General features: G+C 73.8%; 17 protein-coding genes. 8 read left to right on the top strand and 9 right to left on the bottom strand.

The genetic code is table 11. The features are described 5' to 3' along the window. The first annotated feature begins 12 nt into the window (after window positions 1-12). Genes WAB14_RS02725 through WAB14_RS02715 form a run of 3 tightly spaced genes read left to right on the top strand, consistent with a single transcriptional unit; the run spans window position 13 to window position 3,057 of the window. Window positions 13-1,506 (top strand): aldehyde dehydrogenase family protein, encoded by a 1,494-nt coding sequence (locus WAB14_RS02725; protein WP_340267125.1) that lies wholly within the window; start codon window positions 13-15, stop codon window positions 1,504-1,506. Further along, window positions 1,503-2,405, top strand: coding sequence for an aldehyde dehydrogenase family protein (locus tag WAB14_RS02720; protein ID WP_340267123.1), 903 nt, complete (start codon window positions 1,503-1,505; stop codon window positions 2,403-2,405). Before WAB14_RS02725 ends, WAB14_RS02720 begins: the two co-directional genes overlap by 4 nt. A gap of 4 nt (window positions 2,406-2,409) precedes the next feature. Next, entirely contained in the window at window positions 2,410-3,057 is a 648-nt protein-coding gene (locus WAB14_RS02715; RefSeq protein ID WP_340267121.1) for a uridine kinase family protein, read from the top strand. 31 nt (window positions 3,058-3,088) lie between these two features. Here WAB14_RS02715 and WAB14_RS02710 read toward each other — a convergent pair whose 3' ends face one another. The 9 genes from WAB14_RS02710 to WAB14_RS02670 form a co-directional block, all read right to left on the bottom strand. Then, complete coding sequence (locus tag WAB14_RS02710) at window positions 3,089-4,156, bottom strand: adenosine deaminase (protein ID WP_340267119.1); 1,068 nt, start codon at window positions 4,154-4,156, stop codon at window positions 3,089-3,091. Between the two features lie 37 nt (window positions 4,157-4,193). Next, window positions 4,194-5,483, bottom strand: a complete 1,290-nt coding sequence (locus WAB14_RS02705) for a thymidine phosphorylase (RefSeq protein WP_340267117.1) — start codon at window positions 5,481-5,483, stop codon at window positions 4,194-4,196. After that, a complete protein-coding gene (locus WAB14_RS02700; RefSeq protein WP_340267115.1) occupies window positions 5,480-5,887 on the bottom strand; it encodes a cytidine deaminase in 408 nt (135 codons plus the stop codon). Before WAB14_RS02700 ends, WAB14_RS02705 begins: the two co-directional genes overlap by 4 nt. Continuing rightward, window positions 5,884-7,194: an ABC transporter permease gene (locus WAB14_RS02695; protein ID WP_340267113.1), complete on the bottom strand. Its 1,311-nt coding sequence runs from the start codon at window positions 7,192-7,194 to the stop codon at window positions 5,884-5,886. The genes WAB14_RS02700 and WAB14_RS02695 overlap by 4 nt, the downstream gene beginning before the upstream one ends. Further along, window positions 7,191-8,426, bottom strand: coding sequence for an ABC transporter permease (locus WAB14_RS02690; RefSeq protein WP_340267111.1), 1,236 nt, complete (start codon window positions 8,424-8,426; stop codon window positions 7,191-7,193). The genes WAB14_RS02695 and WAB14_RS02690 overlap by 4 nt, the downstream gene beginning before the upstream one ends. After that, entirely contained in the window at window positions 8,423-10,018 is a 1,596-nt protein-coding gene (locus tag WAB14_RS02685; RefSeq protein WP_340267109.1) for an ABC transporter ATP-binding protein, read from the bottom strand. The genes WAB14_RS02690 and WAB14_RS02685 overlap by 4 nt, the downstream gene beginning before the upstream one ends. Window positions 10,019-10,123: 105 nt before the next feature. Beyond that, window positions 10,124-11,233, bottom strand: a complete 1,110-nt coding sequence (locus WAB14_RS02680) for a BMP family lipoprotein (protein ID WP_340267107.1) — start codon at window positions 11,231-11,233, stop codon at window positions 10,124-10,126. Between the two features lie 181 nt (window positions 11,234-11,414). Next, complete coding sequence (locus WAB14_RS02675) at window positions 11,415-12,995, bottom strand: acyl-CoA mutase large subunit family protein (protein ID WP_340267105.1); 1,581 nt, start codon at window positions 12,993-12,995, stop codon at window positions 11,415-11,417. Window positions 12,996-13,025: 30 nt separating this feature from the next. Continuing rightward, entirely contained in the window at window positions 13,026-14,219 is a 1,194-nt protein-coding gene (locus WAB14_RS02670) for a mannose-1-phosphate guanylyltransferase (RefSeq protein ID WP_377002424.1), read from the bottom strand. A 62-nt stretch (window positions 14,220-14,281) separates the two neighbouring features. Here WAB14_RS02670 and WAB14_RS02665 point away from each other — a divergent pair, with 62 nt between their 5' ends. From WAB14_RS02665 to WAB14_RS02645, 5 genes are all read left to right on the top strand, one after another. Continuing rightward, on the top strand, window positions 14,282-15,463 hold the full coding sequence (locus WAB14_RS02665) for a glycosyltransferase family 4 protein (RefSeq protein WP_340267103.1): 1,182 nt from the start codon (window positions 14,282-14,284) through the stop codon (window positions 15,461-15,463). Window positions 15,464-15,698: 235 nt separating this feature from the next. Beyond that, window positions 15,699-16,142, top strand: a complete 444-nt coding sequence (gene sdhC, locus WAB14_RS02660; protein ID WP_340267101.1) for a succinate dehydrogenase, cytochrome b556 subunit — start codon at window positions 15,699-15,701, stop codon at window positions 16,140-16,142. A gap of 2 nt (window positions 16,143-16,144) precedes the next feature. Further along, window positions 16,145-16,582, top strand: coding sequence for a succinate dehydrogenase hydrophobic membrane anchor subunit (locus WAB14_RS02655; RefSeq protein ID WP_340267099.1), 438 nt, complete (start codon window positions 16,145-16,147; stop codon window positions 16,580-16,582). A gap of 49 nt (window positions 16,583-16,631) precedes the next feature. After that, the gene (gene sdhA / locus WAB14_RS02650) at window positions 16,632-18,407 is read left to right on the top strand and encodes a succinate dehydrogenase flavoprotein subunit (RefSeq protein ID WP_340267097.1); all 1,776 of its coding nucleotides are present in this window, start codon (window positions 16,632-16,634) and stop codon (window positions 18,405-18,407) included. A gap of 41 nt (window positions 18,408-18,448) precedes the next feature. Next, a complete protein-coding gene (locus tag WAB14_RS02645; protein WP_340267399.1) occupies window positions 18,449-19,213 on the top strand; it encodes a succinate dehydrogenase iron-sulfur subunit in 765 nt (254 codons plus the stop codon). Window positions 19,214-19,218: the final 5 nt, after the last annotated feature.

Here is a 19,218-nt window from a genome sequence, read left to right as displayed (position 1 = left end):
GCCGAGGACCCGATGACCGACCTCTCCCCCCGCCGCCCCGAGCCCGGTGCCCGCGAGCTCACCGACCTGTCGGACACCCCGTTCCGGTACTCCCCCGCGCCGGAGTCCCGCAGCATCGCGACGATCGCCGACTCCTACGGCCTTTTCGTCGACGGCGAGTTCCGCGAGGCCGCCGACGGGCGCACCCTCGACACCGTCAACCCGGCGACCGAGGAGCGGCTGTCGAGCGTGGCGCACGCGGGGACCGCCGACGTCGACGCCGCCGTCGCCGCCGCGCGCCGGGCCCACGAGCAGGTGTGGGGGCCCATGGCGCCGGCCGAGCGCGGCAAGTACCTGTTCCGCCTCGCGCGCCTCGTCGCCGAGCGGGCGCGGGAGCTCGCGGTCGTCGAGACCCTCGACAACGGCAAGCCGATCCGCGAGACCCGCGACGTCGACGTGCCCCTCGTCGCGAACCACTTCTTCTACCACGCGGGCTGGGCCGACAAGCTCGAGTGGGCGGGCCTGGGTCGCGACCCGCAGCCGCACGGGGTCGTCGGCCAGGTCATCCCGTGGAACTTCCCCCTCCTCATGCTCGCGTGGAAGGTCGCCCCGGCCCTCGCGACGGGCAACACGGTCGTGCTCAAGCCCGCCGAGACCACCCCGCTGTCCGCGCTGCTGTTCGCGGAGATCTGCCAGGAGGCGGACCTGCCGCCGGGCGTCGTCAACATCGTGACGGGGGCGGGCGACACCGGCGCCGCCGTCGTCGGCCACGACGGCGTCGACAAGGTCGCGTTCACCGGCTCCACCGCCGTGGGGCGGGCCATCGCGAAGAGCATCGCCGGCACGCGCACGAAGGCGACGCTCGAGCTCGGCGGCAAGGCCGCCAACATCGTCTACGACGACGCCCCCCTCGACTCCACCGTCGAGGGCATCGTCGACGGGATCTTCTTCAACCAGGGTCACGTGTGCTGCGCGGGCTCCCGCCTGCTCGTCCAGGAGGCCGTCGCGGAGGAGGTCGTCGACCGGCTCAAGCGTCGCCTCGCCTCGCTGCGCGTCGGGGACCCGATGGACAAGAACACCGACCTCGGGGCCATCAACTCCGCCGAGCAGCTCGGCCGCATCGAGGAGCTGACCGCCGCCGGGGAGACCGAGGGCGCCGAGCGCTGGTCGCTGGAGTGCGACCTGCCGGAGCGCGGCTACTGGTTCACCCCGACGCTGCTGACGGGGGTGCAGACCTCCCACCGCGTCGCGCGCGAGGAGATCTTCGGCCCGGTCCTGTCCGTCCTCACGTTCCGCACGCCGGAGGAGGCCGTCGCGAAGGCGAACAACACGCCGTACGGGCTGTCGGCGGGCGTGTGGACGGACAAGGGCTCGAAGATCCTGTGGACCGCCGACCGGCTCCGGGCCGGGGTCGTGTGGGCCAACACGTTCAACAAGTTCGACCCCACGAGCCCGTTCGGCGGGTTCAAGGAGTCCGGTTACGGCCGCGAGGGCGGCCGGCACGGCCTGGAGGCGTACGTCCGATGACCACGAGCCCCTCGTCGGAGCGCCTCGACGTGCGCAAGACGTACAAGCTGTACCTCGGCGGGGCGTTCCCGCGCAGCGAGTCCGGCCGCACGTACGCCGTCCACGGCGCGGACGGTCGCGCGCTCGCGCAGGCGGCGAAGGCGTCCCGCAAGGACGCCCGCGACGCCGTCGTGGCCGCCCGCGCCGCCTTCTCCCGCTGGTCCGCCGCCACGGCCTACAACCGCGGACAGGTCCTCTACCGGGTCGCGGAGATGCTCGAGGGGCGCACCGCGCAGCTCGCGGAGCTCGTCGCCCAGGCCGAGGGCGTCGAGGACGCCACCGCCCGCGCGCAGGTCGCCGCCGCCGTCGACCGGTGGGTCTGGTACGCCGGGTGGACGGACAAGATCGCCCAGGTCGCGGGCAACGCCAACCCGGTCGCCGGGCCGTTCTTCAACCTGTCGGTACCGGAGCCGACAGGCGTCGTCGCCGTCCTCGCGCCCCAGCGGTCCTCGCTGCTCGGGCTCACGAGCGTCGTCGCGCCCGTCGTCGCCACCGGCTGCACGTGCGTCGTCGTCACGTCCTACGAGCGGCCGCTGCCCGCCGTCGCCCTCGGCGAGGTCCTCGCCACCTCCGACGTCCCGGGTGGGGTCGTCAACCTCCTGACGGGCTCCGCGGCCGAGCTGGGGCCCTGGCTCGCGTCCCACCGCGACGTCGACGCGCTCGACCTCGCCGGCGCCGCGGGCCTCAGCGACCCGACGTGGGGCGACCTCGAGGCGGCTGCGGCCGAGACCCTCACCCGGGTCGTGCGCCCCGCCGAGCTCCCGGACGGCGAGGAGCCGGACTGGACGGCGGTGCCGGACCCGCGCCGCATGCTCCGCTTCATGGAGACCAAGACCGTCTGGCACCCCAAGGGACGCTGACCCCGTGCCCTCCGACCCCCCGGACGGACCGGGGTCGCCGGCCCGCGTCCTCCTCCTGGCCGGTGCGAGCGGCTCCGGCAAGACGACGCTCGTCGAACGGCTCCGGGGTCGCCACGACGCCGTGACGGTCGTCCAGCTCGACGACTTCTACCGCGACGTCACCGACCCCGGCCTGCCGGCGTGGGGCGGCATCGTCGACTGGGACGACCCCCGCTCGTGGGACGCCGACGCCGCCGAGCGGGCCCTGCGCGCGCTCTGCCGCGACGGCACGTGCGACGTCCCGGTCTACGACATCCCGACGAGCCGGGCGACGGGCCACCGGCCCGTGCACGTGCGCCCGGGCGGGCTCGTCGTCGCCGAGGGCCTCTTCGCGCCCGAGCTCGTGGCGCGACTGGGCGGCGGCGACGTGCTGCTCGACGCGGTCCACCTGCGCTCCCGGCCCGCCGTCACCTTCGTCCGGCGACTGGCCCGGGACCTCGCGGGTCACCGCAAGCCCCCGCTCACCCTCGTCCGCCGCGGGCTCGTCCTCGCGCGCAAGGAGCCGGCCCTGCTAAGTCACTGGGAGGCGTGCGGCACCCGCCCGGTGACGAAGGCCGAGGTCGAGGCGCTCGTCGCCGCCCACCTCGCTCGCGTGCACGACACCCCCCGCTGACGCCCCGTCCCCCGTCGGCGGGGACGCGGACCTACGTCAGGGCGGCCCAGCCGTCGCGGACGCGCAGGACGAGGGCCTCGCGCTCCGGCAGCGGGAGGAAGGCGGCCTCGGCCGCGGCGACGGACGCGAGCGCGAGGTCGGCGTCGGACCAGCCGGCCTGCTCGCGCAGCAGCGTCATCTCCTGGGTCGTCGACGTGCCGGACACGAGCCGGTTGTCGGTGTTGACGGTGACGGCGAAGCCGAGGTCCTTGAGGAGGGTCGCGGGGTGCGCGGCGATGCTCGTCGCGGCGCCGGTCTGGACGTTCGACGTCGGGCTCGCCTCCAGCGGCACCCGCCGGTCCCGCACCCACGCCGCCAGGCGGCCGAGCGTCGGCGCGCCGCCCGGCGCGTCGGCGGCGACGACGTCGTCGGCCACCCGCACGCCGTGCCCGAGCCGCAGCGTCCCGACCGAGAGCGCGTCGGCGACGCTGTCGAGGCCCGCGGCCTCCCCCGCGTGGACGGTGAACGGCACGAGCTCGGCCCGCAGGAGGTCGAAGGCGTCCTTCTGCCGGCTCGGCGGGAAGCCGGCCTCGGGCCCGGCGATGTCGAACCCGACGACGCCGGCGTCGCGGTAGCGCACGGCGAGCCGGGCGGCGGCCATGTGGTTGTCGGCCTGCCGCATCGCGCACAGCAGCGTGCCGACGCTCGTCGTCGCGCCCTGCGCCGCCGCCTCGCGGACACCGCGGGCGAAGCCGGCCTGGACGGCCTCGACGACCGCCTCGAGCGCGAGCCCGCCACCGGTGCACAGCTCGGGGGCGTAGCGGACCTCCGCGTGGACGACGCCGTCGGCGGCGAGGTCGAGGACGGCCTCGGCGGCGACCCGCTCGAGCGCCTCCTCGGTCTGGAGCACGGCGACGGTGTGGGCGAACGTCTCGAGGTAGCGCTCGAGGGAGCCGGACTCCGCGGACTCGACGAACCACGTCGCGAGCGCGCCCGGCTCGGTCGCCGGCAGGGCGTGGCCGATGCCGTCGGCGAGCTCGACGAGGGTCTGCGGTCGCAGACCGCCGTCGAGGTGGTCGTGGAGGAGGACCTTGGGGGCCTGGCGGAGGTCGACGGTCACGCGCGCCAACGTAGCGCCTGGACCGGCGGTGTCCCGCTCAGCCCGCCACCCGCTCGAGGACGACCGGCCGCAGGTCCGGCCGGTCGCCCTCGGGGATGACGTCGTAGGCGCCCTCGAGCGCCGCCAGCGCCCGCTCGAACCGCTCGGGGGTGTCGGTGTGGAGGGTGAGGAGCGGCTCCCCGCCGCGGAGCACCGCGCCGGGCTTGGCGTGGACCTCGACACCCGCCCCGGCCTGCACCGGGTCCTCCTTGCGCGCGCGACCGGCGCCGAGCCGCCACGACGCCACCCCGACGGCGAGCGCGTCGAGCCGGGCGAGGACGCCCTCCGCGGGCGCGAGGACGGTGTGGGTCTCCCGCGCGGTCGGCAGCGGCGCGTCGGGGTCACCGCCCTGCGCGGCGACCATCGCGCGCCAGGAGTCCATGGCTCGCCCGTCGCGGAGGGCGTCGGCGGGGTCGGCGTCGATGCCGGCGAGGGCGAGCATCTCCCGCGCGAGGGCGAGGGTGAGGTCGACGACGTCCTGCGGGCCCCCGCCCGCGAGGACCTCGACGGACTCCCGCACCTCGAGCGCGTTGCCGACCGTGAGCCCGAGCGGCGTCGACATGTCCGTGAGGAGCGCGACGGTCGGCACCGACGCGTCGGCGCCGAGGCCGACCATGGTCTCGGCGAGCTCGCGCGCGTCGTCGAGGGACTTCATGAAGGCCCCGGAGCCGACCTTGACGTCGAGGACGAGCCCGCCCGTCCCCTCGGCGATCTTCTTGCTCATGATCGAGCTCGCGATGAGGGGGATCGCCTCGACGGTCCCGGTGACGTCGCGCAGCGCGTACAGCTTGCGGTCGGCGGGGGCGAGACCGCTGCCGGCGGCGCAGATGACGGCCCCGACGTCGGTGAGGACCTGCCGCATGCGGTCGTTGTCGAGGGACGCCTGCCAGCCGGGGACCGACTCGAGCTTGTCGAGGGTGCCGCCGGTGTGGCCGAGGCCGCGACCCGACAGCTGCGGGACCGCGGCCCCGCAGGCCGCGACGAGCGGCGCCAGCGGGAGGGTGATCTTGTCGCCCACCCCGCCGGTCGAGTGCTTGTCGACCGACGGCCGCGGCAGGTCGGTGAAGTCCATCCGCTCGCCGGAGGCGATCATCGCCGTCGTCCAGCGGGAGATCTCCGCGCGGTCCATGCCGCGCAGGAGGATCGCCATCGCGAGCGCCGACATCTGCTCGTCGGCGACGACGCCGCGGGTGTAGGCGTCGACGACCCAGTCGACCTGCTCGTCGGACAGCCGCCCGCCGTCCCGCTTCGTGCGGATGACGTCGACGGCGTCGAACGCCTCGCTCATGACTCCTCCTCGGGCCGCACGGGCAGGTCGAAGGCACCGGGCAGCACCTCGGTCATCGGCAGGGGCGCACTGCCCTCCCCGGCGTCGAGCAGGCACGTGGGTCCGCCCGCCTCCCACAGCAGCTGCCGGCAGCGCCCGCACGGCGCGCACGGGGCGCCGTCCCCGTCGACGACGGCCACGGCCACGAGCCGGCCGCCGCCGCTGGAGTGCAGGCTCGAGACGAGGCCGCACTCCGCGCACAGCGTCACGCCGTACGCGCCGTTCTCGACGTTGCACCCGACGACGACGCGCCCGTCGTCGACGAGGCCCGCGGCACCGACCCGGAATCGGCTGTACGGGGCGTACGCGCGCGTCATGACGTCGCGCGCCGCGGCCCGCAGCGCCGGCCAGTCGACGTCGCTCACGGCCGGTACGGCACGCCGTCGGCCGCGGGGGCGCGCACCTTCCCGACGAGCCCGGCGACCGCGAAGATCGTCACGAGGTACGGCGCCATGAGGAGGAACTCGCCCGGGATGGGCGTCCCGATGATCGACAGCGTCGACTGCAGGTTGGCGGCGAAACCGAACAGCAGCGCCGCGAGCAGCGCCCCGACGGGCGACCAGCGACCGAAGATGAGGGCGGCGAGGGCGATGAAGCCCTGGCCCGCCGTCATCTCCTCCCCGAACGCGCCGACCGAGCCGAGGGTGAAGAACGCCCCGCCGAGCCCCGCCACCGCACCCCCGAGGAGGACGTTGCGGAAGCGGAGCCGGTTGACGTCGATCCCGGCGGTGTCGGCGGCCTTCGGGTGCTCGCCCACGGCGCGGACCCGCAGCCCCCACCGGGTGCGGAACAGCCCGACGTGGACCGCGATGACCGCGGCGTACATGAGGTAGACGATGAGCGACTGGTTGAAGAGGACCGGCCCGAGGACGGGGATCTCGACGAGGCCCGGCACCGCGACCCGGGGCAGGCGCCCCGGCTGGTTCCACGTGTCGGCGTCGTTCACGAGCACCTGGCCGTAGAGGAAGCTCGTGAGGCCGATGACGAGGACGTTGAGGACGACGCCGAGGACGATCTGGTCGACGACGTAGCGGATGGCGAACACCGCGAGGAGCCAGCCGAAGAACAGCCCCGCGACGGGCGCCGCGAGCAGTCCCACGTAGACGTTCCCGGTGAGGCTCGCGACGACGGCGGAGGTGAACGCGCCGCTGAGCAGCTGGCCCTCGATGGAGATGTTGATGACGCCGGCGCGCTCGCACAGCACCCCGGACAGGGCGCCGAACACGAGCGGCGTCGCGAGGAACAGCGCGCCCTGCAGCAGGTTGGTGAAGGGGATGCGCTGCCCCTCGGCCGCCCACGTGAGGAACGACAGCAGGAAGGCCGCGCCGGCGACGAGCCCCACCCACAGCGGCACGCCGCGGCGGGCGTTGGCGAGCACGGTCGCGTACGCGGCGAGCCCGGCGAGCAGCAGGCCGAGCACGACGGTCGTCGCGAGCGTCGGGAGCACGAGGTCGGGCAGCTGGATCGCCTGGCCGCCCGTCGACAGCCCGAAGGCGCTCGAGCGGTCCACGGGCGCGGTGAGGGCGAAGCCGAGGAGGGCGACGACCGCGAGCACCCAGAGGATGACCGGGGTGCGCCACTGCCGGCGCGGCAGCGCGTGCGGAAGCGCAGGCTCGGCGGTGTCGGACCGGGGGCCCGGCACGTCGGGGCGGGGGGTGTCGGTGGTGGTCATCCGTTCCAGCCCTTCGACAGCTGGCCGACGCCGGCGCCGGTGGTGCGCAGGCGGAAGATCGCGGAGATGAGGGCGGGCGCGGCGATGAACAGGACGATGAGCGCCTGGAGGACGACGACGATGTCGAGCGAGGTGCCGGTCTGCGCCTGCATCGTGAGCCCGCCCGCCTTGAGCGCGCCGAACAGCAGGCCCGCGGCGACGACGCCGACGGGGTTGGCGCGACCGAGCAGGGCGACGGTGATGGCGTCGAAGCCGAGCCCGGCGCTGATGCCGGTCGTGAGGACCCGCTCGCTGCCGAGGACCTGCGACACCCCGGCGAGCCCGGCGAAGCCGCCGGCGAGGGCCATGGCGGTGACGTAGGCCCGCGGGACGGACATGCCGGCGGTGCGGGCCGCCTCGGCGTTGGCGCCGACCGCGCGCAGCCGGAACCCGACGGTGCTGCGGTTGACGAGCCACCACGCGAGCGCCGCGGCGGCGAGGACGAGGACGAAGGCCCAGTTGAGACGGCCGAAACCGGGGATGAGCGCCGGCAGCGTCGCGGTGTCGGCGATCTGGGGGCTGATGGGGTCCGCGCGACCCTCCCGCTGGAAGTACGTGGTGCCGAGCAGGAAGAGGATGAGGAACCGCGCGACGTAGTTCAGCATGATCGTCGTGATGACCTCGTGGGCCCCGGTCGTCGCCTTGAGCGCCCCGGGGATCGCACCCCACAGCGCGCCGCCGAGGACACCGACCGCGACCGCGACGACGAGGTGCACCCCGACCGGCAGGTCGAACGCGAAGCCGACGTAGGCGGCGCCGATGGCGGCGAGGATGATCTGCCCCTCGGCGCCGATGTTGAACATGCCGGCCTTGAACGGGATGGCGACGGCGAGGCCGCCGGCGATGAGCGGCGTCGCGAAGAGCAGCGTCTGCCCGATCGGCCGCAGCGCCCCGACGACGCTGTCGGCGCGGACGTCGAGCACCGAGCCGCGGAACAGCGCCCCGTACGCCTCGGCGATGCTCGAGAACACCGCCCCGAGCGTGTCGCCGGGTCGCGCGAAGAAGTACGAGGCGGCCTCGCGGACGTCGTCGTCGCTGAAGGCGATGAGGACCGCGCCGACGACGAGCGCCATCGCGATGCTCAGCAGCGACGGCAGGGCCGTCGAGCGCCAGAAGCTCGTCGCAGTGGGGCGGCTCGGCGCCGCGGGCGGAGGCGGCGGGGCGGCGGGGGCCTCGGTGGCGGGGGCGCTCATGCGTCGGCTCCGGACGTGCTGGGGGTGCTGGAGGTGGTGCTGGGGGTGCTGGTAGCGGCGTCCGAGCCCTCGCTCGCACGGGCGCGGGCGGCCTCGTCGGCGCTCATGCCGGCCATCATGAGGCCGAGGACCTCGCGGGGGGTGTCGGCGGGGACGACCCCGACGACCCGACCCGCGTACATGACGGCGATCCGGTCCGCGAGGGCGACGACCTCGTCGAGCTCGGTCGACACGACGAGCACGGCCGCGCCGGAGTCCCGCTCGGCGACGATCCGGCTGTGGACGAACTCGATGGAGCCGACGTCGAGGCCGCGGGTCGGCTGGGACGCGACGAACAGCCGCAGCGGCCGCGACAGCTCGCGGGCGAGGACCACCTTCTGCTGGTTGCCGCCCGAGAGCGACCCGGCGGTCGAGGTGGGCCCGCCCGCGCGGATGTCGAACTCCTCGATGCGGTGCTCGGCGTTGGCGAGCACCGCCTTGGGGTCGTAGGCGAGGCCGCTGGCGAAGGGCGGGCCGTGGAAGAGGTCGAGGACGAGGTTCTCGGCGACCGTGAAGCTGCCGATGACGCCGTCCGTCGAGCGGTCCTCCGGCACGAACCCCACGCCCGCGTCGAGGACCTGCCGGACGCTGCGTCCGCTCAGCTCCGTGCCGTCGAGCGTGATCGACCCCGACGAGGGCCGGACGAGGCCGAGGATCGTCTCGGTGAGCTCGGTCTGCCCGTTGCCCTGCACACCGGCGACGGCGACGATCTCGCCGCTGCGGACGTCGAGGTCGACGTCGTCGAGCAGCGTGATGCCGTCCTCCACGAGGCTGACGCCCCGCATGCTGAAGCGGACCTCGCCCGCCTCCTTGTCCTCCTTGTCGACCGTGAGGTCGACGGCGCGGCCCACCATGAGGGAGGCCAGCTCGGTGGCGGACGCGGTCGGCTCGGCGGTGCCGACGACCTTGCCCCGCCGGATGACGGTGATCCGGTCGGCGACCTCCTTCACCTCCCGCAGCTTGTGGGTGATGAAGACGATCGACGTGCCCGAGGCCGCGAGCTCCTTCATGATCCCCAGCAGCTCGTCGGTCTCCTGGGGCGTGAGGACGGCCGTCGGCTCGTCGAGGATGAGCACCTCGGCGTCGCGGACGAGCGCCTTGATGATCTCCACGCGCTGCTGGACGCCGACCGGCAGGTCGCCGACGAGGCGGTCGGGGTCGAGGTCGAAGCCGAACCGGGCGGAGGTCTCCCGCACCCGCTGGGCCGCGGTGGCCCGGTCGAGGAAGCCGCCGCCCTTCGTCGGCTCGTCACCGAGGACGACGTTCTCCGCGACGGTGAAGACCGGGACGAGCATGAAGTGCTGGTGCACCATGCCGATCCCCGCCTGCATGGCGTCCCGCGGGCCGGTGAACCGGACCGGGTCGCCGTCGACGAGCACGCGGCCCTCGTCGGCCTTGAGGAGGCCGAACAGGACGTTCATCAGCGTCGACTTCCCGGCGCCGTTCTCACCGAGCAGCGCGTGGATCTCCCCGGGCTCGACGACCAGGTCGATGGCGTCGTTGGCCGTGAAGGACCCGAAGCGCTTGGTGATGCCCTCGAGCTCGAGTCTCACCGTCACCTCCTCGTGCGGCGCCCGCGGCAGGGTGGGCGCGTAGGGAAACGTAGCGCGGGGGGTGCGCCGTCGGCGCACCCCCCGCGTCAGCGGCTCTCCGCTGCGTCAGCCCACGGAGGGCGACGCGGGCGACTCGACGGCCACCTCGCCGGAGATGATCTGGTCCTGCAGGGCCGTGATCTCGTCCTTGAGCTCCTGCGGGACCTCGTCCTCGAAGTCGTGGTACGGGGCCAGGCCCACGCCACCGTTCTCGAGCGTGCCGACGTAGGGCTCGCTGGAGAAGCTGTCCTCGAGCGTCTCCTGGGTGGCGTCGAACACGGCGGCGTCGATGTTCTTCAGCACCGAGGAGATGAAGAGCGGGCCGTACTGCGACGCCGACTCGTAGCCGTCGGAGTCGACCCAGATGAGGTCGACGTCCCCGGCGGCCTCCGCGGCGGCGGCGGCACCGAGGCCGACGGGCCCGGCGACCGGGAGGATGATGTCGGCGCCCTGGCCGATGAAGTTCTCCGTCACCGTCTGGCCCTGGGCCTGGTTCTCGAAGTCACCGGTGAAGGTGCCGTCCTGCGCGTCCTTGTCCCAGCCGAGGACCTGGACGTCGGTGCCCTTCTGCTCGTTGTAGTACGCGACGCCGTCGACGAAGCCGTCCATGAAGATCGTCACGGGCGGGATCGGGATGCCGCCGAACGTCGCGACCGTGCCGGTCTCCGTCATGCCCGCGGCGAGGTAGCCGCCGAGGAACGCGGCCTCCGCCGTGTTGAACAGGAGCGGCTTGACGTTGTCGGCCGGCTCCTCGAGCGTCGAGTCGATGAGGGCGAAGGTCTCCTCCGGGTTGGCCGCGGCGGCCTCGCCGACCGCGCCCGCGAGGAGGAACCCGACACCGACGATGAGGTCGCAGTCCTGCTGGACGAGCTGCTCGACGTTCGGGGTGTAGTCGGTCTCCGAGCTCGACTCGACGACCGTCTTCTCGATGCCGAGCTCCTCGACGGCCTGGCTGAGGCCGCGGTCGGCCGCCTCGTTGAACGAGCGGTCGTCGACGCCGCCGGCGTCGGTCACCATGCAGCCGGTGAAGTCGACCTCCTCGGCCGCCGGCGCGCTCGCGCCCGCGTCGCCGCTGGCGGCCGGGGCCGCCGTCTCGTCCTCGGGAGCCTCACCGCACGCCGCGAGGACGAGGGCCGACAGGCCCACGACCGCGGTCACACGCGCCCACTGCTTCACGTTGCCTCCTGCTGGGATGTCCACGGGACCGCGGGGGTGCCAGGTGATGCGGCACCGGATGCCCTCCGAGGGCACTCGCCCTCGCGCGGTCGGACGGAACATACCTGCCCGGACGGTCGGGACCGACGCCCCCGGCCCGGTCGTTGCAGAGTCGTGACCCCGGGCCGCGGCGCTCCGGGGCTCAGAAGCGCTCGGACGGCTCGTACCGGCCCCACACGTCACGGAGCACGCGGCACACCTCACCGACCGTCGCGAGCCGCCGCAGCGCCTCCTTCATCGGCACGAGCACGTTCGCGGTCCCCTCCGCGGCCCGGCGGAGGTCGGCGAGCGCGGCGTCGACCCCCGCCTGGTCGCGGGAGCCCCGCAGCTCCGCGAGCCCCGCGGCCTGCCGGCGCTCGAGCGCGGGGTCGACGCGGAGCGGCTCGTACGGCTCCTCCGTCTCGGTCCGGAACCGGTTCACCCCGACGACGACCCGGTCGCCGGCGTCGATCTCGCGGGCCACGGCGTACGCCGCCCGCTCGATCTCCTCCTTCTGGAAGCCGGCCTCGATCGCGGGGACCGCCCCACCGAGGTCGTCGACGCGGGCGATGAGCCGCTCGACCTCCGCCTCGAGGTCGTCGGTCATCGACTCGACGGCCCACGAGCCGGCGAACGGGTCGACGAGCCTCGTGACGTCCGTCTCGTGCGCGATCACCTGCTGCGTGCGCAGCGCGAGACGGGCGGCCTTCTCCGTCGGCAGGGCGATGGCCTCGTCGAAGGAGTTCGTGTGGAGGCTCTGCGTGCCGCCGAGGACCGCCCCGAGCGCCTGGAGCGCGACCCGGACGAGGTTGACCTCCGGCTGCTGCGCCGTCAGCTGCACCCCGGCGGTCTGGGTGTGGAAGCGGAGCATCATCGCCCTGGGGTCGGTGGCGCCGAAGCGCTCCTTCGTGATGCGCGCCCACACGCGCCGGGCGGCGCGGAACTTCGCGACCTCCTCGAGCAGCGTCGTCCGGGCGACGAAGAAGAAGGACAGCCGCGGCCCGACGTCGTCGACCGACAGTCCCGCGGCCCGGGCGGCCTCGAGGTAAGCGATGCCGTCGGCGAGGGTGAACGCGACCTCCTGCGCGGGCGTCGCCCCCGCCTCGGCCATGTGGTAGCCGGACACGCTGATCGTGTTCCAGCGGGGCAGCTCGTCACGGCAGTACGCGAAGGTGTCGCTGACGAGCCGCAGCGACGGCGCGGGCGGGAAGATGTACGTCCCGCGCGCGATGTACTCCTTGAGCACGTCGTTCTGGACCGTGCCGCGCAGCTTCTCCCCGGGGACGCCGTTCTCCTCCGCGACGAGCTGGTAGAGCAGGAGGAGCACAGAGGCGGGCGCGTTGATCGTCATCGACGTGCTCACCTCGTCGAGGGGCAGGCCGTCGAAGAGGACGCGCATGTCCTGCAGGGAGTCGACGGCGACGCCCACCTTCCCGACCTCGCCGGCGGCGAGGGGGTCGTCGGAGTCGAGGCCCATCTGCGTCGGCAGGTCGAAGGCGACGCTGAGCCCGCCGGTGCCGGCGGCGACGAGCTGGTGGTAGCGGGCGTTCGACTCCTTCGCCGACCCGAAGCCGGCGTACTGCCGCATCGTCCACGGCCGCGTCGTGTACATGCCCGGGTGGACGCCGCGGGTGTACGGGTACTCCCCCGGGGCGCCGAGGCGGTCGCCGAGCCCGTCGGCGACGTCGGAGGGGTCACTGACGGGACGCAGGGGCAGTCCGGACTCCGTCGTCGGGTCTCCCATGCGCGGCAGCCTAGGTGCACTGCCCGGGCCTCACACGAGGTCCGTGCGGCCCTCCCGCTTGAGGATGTCGACGACGTCCTTGACCTCCTGGGCGCGTTCGCGCGTCGTGACGAGCACGGCGTCGAGGGTGTCGACGACGACGACGTCGTCGACGCCGGACAGGACGACGAGGCGCCCTCCGCTCGGCACGACGACGCCGGTGGCGTCCTTGCACACGACGCGGCCCGGGTCCCCCAGGACCCGCAGCCCCTCCCCCGGGTCGCCCAGCGGCACGCCGGCCCCGTCGCCGGCGGGGCCGAGCAGGTCCCCGAGCGAGGTCCAGTCCCCGACGTCGTCCCAGCGGAAGGAGCCGGGGACGACGGCGACCCGCCCGGCGTCCGCGGCCGGCTCGGCGACCGCCGTGTCGATCGGCAGGGACGGCAGGCCGGGCCACGTCGCGTCGAGCACCGTCTCCCGCTGCGGGGTGTCCCACGCCTCCCCGATCCGTCGCAGGCCCTCGGCGAGCTCCGGCGCGTGCTCGGCGAGCAGGTCGAGGAGCACGGCCGCGCGGACGACGAACATGCCGGCGTTCCACCGCCAGCCCTCGGCGACGTACCGCTCGGCCGTGGCCGCGTCCGGCTTCTCGACGAACCGGACGACCCGGTGCAGCGACGGCGCACCGGGCACCGCGAGCGCCTCGCCGGGCGAGACGTACCCGAAGCCGGTGGAGGGCCCGGTCGGCTGCATGCCGATCGTCACGAGCCAGCCCTCGCGTGCGGCGGCGACCGCCTCCGCCACCGCGGCGTGGAAGGAGTCGACGTCACCGATGACGTGGTCGGCGGCGAAGGAGCCGAGGACGGCGTCGGGGTCGCGTGCGGCGAGCACGGCCGCCACGACGCCGATGGCGGCGGCGCTGTTGCGGGGGGCGGGCTCGACGACGAGGTCGGCCTCGCCGAGCCCCGGCAGCTGCCGCGCGACCGCCACGGCGTGCTGGGTGCCCGTCACGACCACGACGCCCGACTCGCCCGCGAGGGGGACGAGGCGGTCCCACGTCGCCTGCACGAGCGTGCGCCCGCTGCCGGTGAGGTCGAGGAGGAACTTCGGTCGCGCCGCCCGCGACAGGGGCCACAGCCGCGTGCCGGCACCACCCGCCGGCACCACCGCGTGGAAGCCGGGCAGCCGGCCCGGGGCCGGGCCCGCGGCGTGGTGGGGCGGGCTCGACCGGTCGGGTGACGAGGCGCTCACGCGCGCTGACGCTAGCGAGCGTGTCCCCCGGCCCGCAGCCGACCAGCCGTTACAGTGCGATCATGCGGGTCGCGGTCGTGGCGGAGTCCTTCCTCCCCACCGTCAACGGCGTGACCAACAGCGTGTGCCGGGTGCTCGAGCACCTCGGGCGCCGCGGCCACGAGGGCCTCGTCATCTGCCCGGGCCCGGCCCCGGAGTCCTACGCGGACATGCCGGTGCGCGAGGTGACGGCGTTCAGCTACCGCCAGTTCCCCGTCGGGCTGCCCACGGCGCACGTCCAGCAGGCGCTCGAGGACTTCTCCCCCGACGTCGTCCACGTCGCCGCGCCGTTCGTCCTCGGGGCCTACGGGCTCACGGCGTGCGAGCGGCTCGACCTGCCGACCGTCGCCGTCTACCAGACCGACATGGCGGGCTTCGCCTCCCGCCACGGGTTCAAGGTCGCCTCCCGCGGCATCTGGCGGTGGCTGCGGCGGGTCCACGAGATGGCGGACATGACCCTCGCGCCGTCGCGTGCGGCGATGGCCGACCTGCGCGCCCACCGCGTGCCACGGGTGCGGCTGTGGGGCCGTGGCGTCGACACCGAGCGCTTCCGGCCCGGCCGGCGCGACGGCGAGGGCGCGCACGCGCTGCGGGCGCGTCTCGCCCCCGACGGGGAGGTGCTCGTCGGCTACGTCGGGCGGCTGTTCCCCGAGAAGCGCGTCGAGCGCCTCGCCGTGCTCGCCGGTCTGCCCGGCGTCCGCGTCGTGCTGGGCGGCGACGGCCCGAGCCGGTCCGCGCTCGAGCGGCTCTTCGCCGAGGTCGGGCTGCCGGCGACGTTCCTCGGCCACCTCGAGGGCGACGCGCTCGCCGACGCGTACGCCGCGCTCGACGTCTTCGTCCACACCGGCACCGAGGAGACCTTCGGGCAGACGCTGCAGGAGGCGATGGCCTCGCGGCTGCCGGTCGTCGCCCCCGACGTCGGCGGCCCGCGGGACATCGTCCAGCACGGGGTCACCGGGTACCGCTACGGCGGGGAGGACGACAAGGCCCTGCGCCGGCAGGTCGACGTCCTCGTCCGCGATCCCGGCCTGCGCGAGCGCATGGGCGAGGCGGGCCGTCGCGCGGTGCTCACGCGGTCGTGGGAGGCCGTCTGCGACCAGCTCCTCGGCTACTACGACGAGGCGTGCGCCGCGCACCCGACCACCCCGCGCCGGCAGGTGCTCGACCTGTCCGCGGTCGCCGGGGCCGACCTGTTCCCCCGCTGAGCCGCTCCGCCGGGGGGACCGAGCAGCCGCGAAACGCGACGACACCGTGTGACGCAGGTGACGCGAGCCGGGCAGGAGCCCTCGGCCACCTGACCGTATGCTGGGACGGTCGGGTCGCCGAGCGTGACCACGGGCTCACCAGGGCTCCGTCGGTGCGCGTCCGGGGACCCGTCGACCAGGCCCGCCCTGGTGGCCGGCAGCGGCCGCCGGGGGCCACGCGAGAAAGGACCGCACAGTGGCGTCCACCGCCCTCGACCCGCAGCCGGGCACCGGCGCGGCACCCGGCGCGCCGGGAACCGCCCGCCGTCGGCCTGCCGGGACCCTCTACCGCGGCCGCGAGGGCATGTGGTCGTGGGTCGCCCACCGCATCAGCGGCGTCGTCCTCTTCTTCTTCCTCCTCGTCCACGTGCTCGACACCGGGCTGGTGCGGGTGTCCCCCGAGGCCTACGACCTCGTCATCGAGACGTACAAGAACCCCGTCGTGGGTCTCGCGGAGGTCGGCCTCGTCGCCGCCTTCCTCTTCCACGCCCTCAACGGGCTGCGGGTCGTGCTCGTCGACTTCTGGAGCCAGGGCACCCGCTACCACCGCCACATGCTGTACGGCGTGCTCGGGGTCTGGGTCGTCCTCATGATCCCCTTCACCGTCCGGCACCTCGGCTTCGTCTTCGGAGGGGAGTGAGCATGGCCACGACGCAGTCCGCCCCCACCCTCGAGGCGCCCCGCTCCCGCCGCCCGCGCTCCGGCAACGGCGAGCTCTACGGCTGGCTGTTCATGCGCCTGTCCGGCGTCCTGCTCGTCGTGCTCGTCTTCGGGCACCTGTTCGTCAACCTCATGACGGGCGAGGGCATCAACCAGATCGACTTCGCCTTCGTCGCCGGCAAGTGGGCGAGCCCCTTCTGGCAGGTGTGGGACCTCACGATGCTGTGGCTCGCGCTCCTGCACGGCGCCAACGGCGTGCGCACGATCATCAACGACTACTCGGAGCGGGAGCGCACGCGGCTGTGGCTGCTCGGCCTGCTCTACGTCGGGGTCGCGCTCACCCTGCTCATCGGCACGCTCACCATCACGACCTTCGACCCGTGCATCGACCCCGAGTCGACGCTGTCGGTCTGCCAGTGACCCCTCAGCCACGGACCCCCCAGCCCCTCGTCCCCGGGAGGACAGCGACATGACCGCAGTCGAGCACCACCGGTTCGACGTCGTGATCGTCGGCGCGGGCGGCGCCGGCATGCGCGCGGCCCTCGAGGCCGGCAAGCGCGCCCGGACGGCGGTCCTCACGAAGCTCTACCCCACGCGCTCCCACACCGGCGCCGCGCAGGGCGGCATGTGCGCCGCCCTCGCGAACGTCGAGGAGGACAACTGGGAGTGGCACACCTTCGACACCGTCAAGGGCGGCGACTACCTCGTCGACCAGGACGCGGCCGAGGTCATGTGCAAGGAGGCCATCGACGCGGTCCTCGACCTGGAGAAGATGGGGCTGCCGTTCAACCGGACCCCCGAGGGCCGCATCGACCAGCGCCGCTTCGGCGGGCACACCCGCAACCACGGCGAGGCCGCCGTGCGCCGCAGCTGCTTCGCCGCGGACCGCACCGGCCACATGATCCTCCAGACGCTCTACCAGCAGTGCGTCAAGCACGAGGTCGAGTTCTTCAACGAGTTCTACGTGCTCGACCTCCTGCTGGTCGACGGCGAGGACGGCCGCCGCCACGCCACCGGCGTCGTCGCCTACGAGCTCGCCACGGGCACGGTCCACGTCGTGCACGCGAAGTCCGTCGTCCTCGCCACGGGCGGCTTCGGCAAGGTCTTCAAGACGACGTCCAACGCCCACACCCTCACCGGCGACGGCATGGGGATCGCGTGGCGCCGGGGCCTGCCGCTGGAGGACATGGAGTTCTACCAGTTCCACCCGACGGGCCTCGCGGGTCTCGGCATCCTCCTGAGCGAGGCGGCGCGCGGCGAGGGCGGCATCCTCCGCAACAGCGAGGGCGAGCGGTTCATGGAGCGCTACGCGCCCACGATCAAGGACCTGGCCCCCCGCGACATGGTCGCCCGGGCGATGTCGACCGAGGTGCGCGAGGGCCGCGGCGCGGGCCCGAACAAGGACTACGTCCTGCTCGACCTCACGCACCTCGAGCCCGCGCACATCGACGCGAAGCTGCCGGACATCACGGAGTTCGCCCGCACCTACCTCGGGGTCGAGCCCTACACGGAGCCGGTGCCGGTCTACCCGACGGCGCACTACGCGATGGGCGGGGTGCCGACGACGGTGACGACGGAGGTGCTGAGCGACAACACGACGACCGTCGGCGGCCTGTACGCCGCCGGCGAGGTCGCGTGCGTCTCGGTGCACGGCGCGAACCGGCTCGGCACCAACTCCCTGCTCGACATCAACGTGTTCGGCAAGCGCGCCGGCCTGGCGGCCGCCGCGTACGCCGGCTCCGCCGCGTGGCGGGACCTGCCGGAGCAGCCGGAGCGCGACGTCGTCACCCTCCTCACCGACCTGCTCGAGCGCGGTGCCGACGGCTCCCCCACGGAGAACGTCGCCGCCATCCGGACCGAGCTGCAGGAGACGATGGACGCCAACGCCCAGGTGTACCGGACGGAGGCGACGCTCAAGCAGGCCGAGGTCGACATCGCCCGGCTCAAGGAGCGCTACGCGCGCGTCGGCGTCACGGACAAGGGGAGGCGGTTCAACACCGACCTGCTCGAGGCCGTCGAGCTCGGCTTCCTCCTCGAGCTCGCCGAGGTCCTCGTCGTGAGCGCCCGCAACCGGAACGAGTCCCGCGGCGGGCACTTCCGCGAGGACTACCCGACGCGCGACGACACGAACTTCATGCGTCACACCATGGCCTACCGCGAGCCCGACGGCGGCGGCACCGGTGTGCGCATCGACTGGAAGCCCGTCGTCCAGACCCGTTACGAGCCCATGGAGCGCAAGTACTGATGACGACGACGGAGACCACGAACCGCGACACGTGGGGCGAGATGTCGGGCAGCGACACCGACGTGCGCGAGGAGTCCGCCGGTGTGGAGGCGGTGCCGAGCTTCGACGTCACGCTGAAGATTCGCCGGTACGACCCCGAGCGCGACAGCGAGCCGCACTGGGAGGAGTACACGGTCACCGCCTACGGCACCGACCGGGTCCTCGACGCGCTCCACCGCATCAAGTGGGACCAGGACGGGTCGCTGACGTTCCGCCGCTCGTGCGCGCACGGCATCTGCGGCTCCGACGCCATGCGGATCAACGGCCGCAACCGGCTCGCGTGCAAGACGCTCCTCAAGGACCTCAACCCCGACCGGCCGATCACGGTCGAGGCCATCAAGGGCCTGCCGGTGGAGAAGGACCTCGTCGTCGACATGGAGCCGTTCTTCGCGGCGTACCGCGAGGTCATGCCGTTCCTCATCACGAAGGGCGCGGAGCCCACCCGCGAGCGCGTGCAGTCGCAGGCGGACCGCGAGCGCTACGACGACACGACGAAGTGCATCCTCTGCGCGGCGTGCACGACGAGCTGCCCGGTGTTCTGGACCGACGGGCAGTACTTCGGGCCCGCGTCGATCGTCAACGCGCACCGGTTCATCTTCGACAGCCGCGACGCGGGCTCCGACCTGCGCCTGGAGATCCTCAACACGAAGGAGGGCGTGTGGCGCTGCCGCACGACCTTCAACTGCACGGAGGCGTGCCCCCGCGGCATCGAGGTGACGAAGGCCATCCAGGAGGTCAAGCGGGCGCTCATCTCCCGCAGCGTCTGAGCCCG

The sequence above is a fragment of the Aquipuribacter nitratireducens genome, assembly GCF_037860835.1.
GTDB lineage: Bacteria > Actinomycetota > Actinomycetes > Actinomycetales > JBBAYJ01 > Aquipuribacter > Aquipuribacter nitratireducens.
The sequence above is the reverse complement of the archived record's forward strand: the minus strand, read 5'-3'. Positions and strand labels throughout refer to the sequence as shown.